The organism is Acidocella sp. (assembly GCF_028687955.1).
Taxonomy (GTDB): Bacteria; Pseudomonadota; Alphaproteobacteria; order Acetobacterales; family Acetobacteraceae; genus Acidocella.
In genome coordinates this window covers 1-3,608 of record NZ_JAQTZC010000114.1, presented here as the reverse complement: position 1 = coordinate 3,608, position 3,608 = coordinate 1, and the positions used below count along the sequence as shown (strand labels likewise).

General features: G+C 64.7%; 5 protein-coding genes. All 5 read right to left on the bottom strand.

Annotation, left to right across the window (positions count from 1 at the left end; genetic code table 11):
* The coding region (gene ptsP, locus PHE40_RS10805) for a phosphoenolpyruvate--protein phosphotransferase (RefSeq protein WP_299961634.1) at positions 1-1,492 on the bottom strand (1,492 nt) is incomplete at its 3' end.
* Positions 1,479-1,766, bottom strand: coding sequence for an HPr family phosphocarrier protein (locus PHE40_RS10800; RefSeq protein ID WP_299961632.1), 288 nt, complete (start codon positions 1,764-1,766; stop codon positions 1,479-1,481). The genes ptsP and PHE40_RS10800, both read right to left, overlap by 14 nt.
* 3 nt (positions 1,767-1,769) lie before the next feature.
* Positions 1,770-2,192, bottom strand: coding sequence for a PTS sugar transporter subunit IIA (locus PHE40_RS10795; protein ID WP_299961630.1), 423 nt, complete (start codon positions 2,190-2,192; stop codon positions 1,770-1,772).
* Positions 2,193-2,202: 10 nt separating this feature from the next.
* Complete coding sequence (gene rapZ, locus PHE40_RS10790; protein ID WP_299961628.1) at positions 2,203-3,102, bottom strand: RNase adapter RapZ; 900 nt, start codon at positions 3,100-3,102, stop codon at positions 2,203-2,205.
* Positions 3,099-3,527 carry an HPr kinase/phosphorylase gene (locus tag PHE40_RS10785; protein ID WP_299961626.1) on the bottom strand — a complete coding sequence of 143 codons (429 nt, stop codon included), beginning with the start codon at positions 3,525-3,527 and terminating at the stop codon, positions 3,099-3,101. Before PHE40_RS10785 ends, rapZ begins: the two co-directional genes overlap by 4 nt.
* Positions 3,528-3,608 lie beyond the last annotated feature (81 nt).

Genomic DNA, 3,608 nt, shown 5'->3' with positions numbered 1-3,608 from the left:
CTAGCGGATCATAAAGCTTGCTGCCCACCGGCAGGCCGCGATCCGCCGCCAGCGTGTACATGGTGAGATCATTGGTGCCGATGGCGAAAAAATCCGCATGCCGGGCAAGCTGGTGGGCGGCCAGGGCGGCGGCAGGGGTTTCCACCATGATGCCAAGCGGCGGCTTTTGCGCGGCCATGCGCACACTTTTGCGCTTCAGCCGCTTCCACACACGGTCATAAATCTCGCGGGTGGCGAGAATTTCGGAGGCCAGCGAAACCATGGGCAGCATGATGCGCACCGGCCCCGCGGCGCCAGCCCGCAGGATGGCGGCAAGTTGGGTTTCCAGCAGCGCGGGGTGGCGCAGCAGCAGGCGGATGCCGCGCAGCCCCAGCGCCGGATTCGGCTCGTCATGCAACGGCAGATAGGCGCTAAGCGCCTCGATTTCCTTATCAGAGCCCCAGTCGAGCACGCGGATGGTCACCGGATCGCCATCCATCGCATCCACGATATTCCGGTAGATTTCGCTCTGAGTATCCTCATCGGGGAGGATGTCGCGGTTCATGAAGATGAACTCGCTGCGCAGCAGGCCGATGCCGTGCGCGCCCGATTGCGCGATCATCGGCAGTTCGAACGGCAGTTCCAGGTTGGCCTGCAAGATGACGGCGGTGCCGTCCCGCGTGGCGGCGGGCAGGCGCTGCAGGCGGATGAGCGCGCGGCGCGTACGCGTGAGCGCCGCCAGCTTCTGCTGCGCGGCGTCCAGGCTGGAGGGGCTCGGGTTGATGATGATGCTGCCGGTCTCGCCGTCGATGATCGCGAGGCTGCCCGGTGCGACGGCGGAAAGCACACCGGCGGCGCCCAGCACCGCGGGCAGGCCCAGCGCGCGCAGCATGACGGCGGTGTGGCCATCGGCGCCGCCCTCCTCGGTGATGATGCCGGCGAAATTCGCGGGTTGGATGAGCGCCGCGTCGGCCGGACGCAGCTCGCTGGCGGCGAGGATGCAGCCCTGGGGCAGACCGGCGAAGCTGCGGAAGGGCTGGCGCGTGAGATTGCGCAGAATGCGGCGGCCGATTTCGCGCACTTCCTCGGCGCGGCGGACACGGCCCTGGCGGTCAGAGCCGGTCAGCGTCAGAATGGCCTCGGCCTGCGCCTCGCTCTCCGCGTGAACCGCCGCCTCCGCCGCTGTCAGCCCATCCTCGACCCGTGCCTTGATGCCGCGCATCAACCGCGAGGGGCCGAGCATGTGCAAATAGGCATCGATCAGCGGCGCGATCTCGGTCTGGCTATGCTCGGGCAACCCGGCCAGACGCGCCTTCAGCTTACCCAACTGGTGGCGCGAACGGGCCAGCGCTTCTTCCAGCCGCGACATCTCCGCCGCCGTGTCCGCCGCCGCGATTTTTTTATGGACGATGGCCAGCGCCGGCTCGGCGGTCTCATGCACCGGGCCGATGCCGATGCCAGGCGAGACCGGATGGCCGGTGAAACGCTGTTCGGCCCGGCTAGTCTGTTTCATGAAAGCCGGCCTCGATGAGCGCGGCGATGGCATCCAGCGCCTCCCGCGCGTCGAACCCTTCGGCAATGAGCTGCACCCGGCTCCCCTGCCCGGCGCCCAGCATCATCAGCCCCATGATCGAGCGGGCGGAAACACGCTGACCATCCTTCACGACATCGACCGAGGCGCTGAAGCGCTCTGCCAAGGTGACCAGCTTGGCCGCCGCGCGCGCATGTAGGCCGCGCCGGTTAATGATGCCGACATCCATTGTAATCGCAGCACTGTTCTCGCTCATGCCTTACTCCGCGGCGCGCGGGGTGGTGGCGGGGCTCTGAATTTCATGGCCCGAACAGATGTATTTGCGCCCGGCGTCCTCGGCGCAGCGCACAGCCTCAGCCAGTGCCTGCGTGCCGCGGATTTTCGCCAGCTTCACCAGCATGGGCAGATTTACCCCGCCGATGATCTCAACCCCCGGCTGGCTCAACATGGACATCGCCAGATTGCTCGGGGTGCCACCGAACATGTCGGTCAGCAGGATGACGCCATCGCCGGAATTGACCTCCTCCAGCCGGCGGGCGATTTCCGCGCGCTGGCTCTCGAATTCGGCATCCGATTCCACACACACTGTGGCAACGTTCTTCTGTTTGCCGACAACGTGTTCCATGGCGTCGCGCAGGGCAACGGCCAGCGCGCCATGGGTAACAAGAACCAGACCGATCATGTTGAGAGACTCATTCCTTGGCGTGTAATTTCTGGTTGGCCCGTGCGGCTTCAAACTTTGCGGCTTCGCGGTGGGTAACGCTAACGCGCCACCCCGCTCTGCCTAAACAGCTCTTCAATTTTTCAATCATATACACTGATCTGTGTTGCCCGCCGGTACATCCGATACAGATTGTTGCATATTTTTTTCCTTCCTGCACGAATCTCGGTAATAAAAATTCAACCATGTCCTTGATATGGTTAAAATAAGTAGCAAAATCAGGGTCCTGCTCGATGAAACTGCCAATTTCAGGATCGAGGCCGCTGAGTGGGCGCAAGGCGGGGTCGTAATGCGGATTGCGCAGGAATCGCGCATCGAAAACAAGGTCCGCCTCGGGCGGGAGCCCGCCGGGGTAGGCGAAGGAGACCAGGGAAATCGCCATCGGCGGGGCGCCAGCACCAAAATTCTGCTCAACGATGGCCCGCAGGCGCGCCAGCGGGAGGTTCGAGGTGTCAATCCGCAGGTCCGCCGCCTGTTTGAGCGGGGCGGTGAGCGCGCGTTCCAGCGCGATTCCCTCTGCCACCGGCCCTGATTGCGCGAGCGGGTGGCGGCGGCGGGTCTCGGAGTAGCGGCGCAGCAGCACGTCCTGGGTTGCGGTGGCAAACACCAGGGAGGGGGCAAGCGCCGGATGCACGCGTAGCCGGGCAAGGGTTTCCAGCACCGCCTCTGAGGAAAACCCGCGCGAGCGGGCATCAACCCCGATGGCGAGGTTTTTCTCGGCCCGGCTGGCCAGATCTTCCAGCGTGGCGAGGGGGGGGTTGTCGATGGTCTCGAACCCCAGGTCTTCGAGCGCGCGCAAAATAGCGTTTTTGCCCGCCCCGGAGAAGCCGGTGACAAGAACAATGCTGAGTTTCTGGCCGGCGCCACTCATGGCGCGAAACTCCCCGCAACCTGTGTGAGGCGGCCGCAGGCGGCCTCCAGCGCCAGGACGGCGCAGGCAACGGCGGAAGCCTGCGCCGGGTCTATGGTAACGCAGGGCAAATCCAGTTGCGCATGGGTTTGCGGTTCCGGCAAGCGCGCGGCGGGCACCCCAAGGTTGACAACCAGGCGCAGCGGCGCGCTGGCCAGATGCGGCAGGCGGAAAATACCCAGCCCGCGCACCTCCAGCAACCCGGCCAGCGCCGCCGGGGCGCTGACGATCCCGTTCCAGATTATCACCTGGTCATCGGCCACAAGGCTGAAACCCTCGTGGATCAGCCGCAGCAAAAAATCGGATTTCCCCGCCCCCGGAGGACCAAGGAGCAGAATGGCGTCGTAGCCGTCCGGGCCGGGCCGGGCGGCGCAAGAGGCGTGCATGCGCATAATGGGGAGAATGTGGCAAGTTTTAGGCAAAAGCGGAAGAGCCCGCCGCGACTGAAATTTTTGTGGGATAAAAAA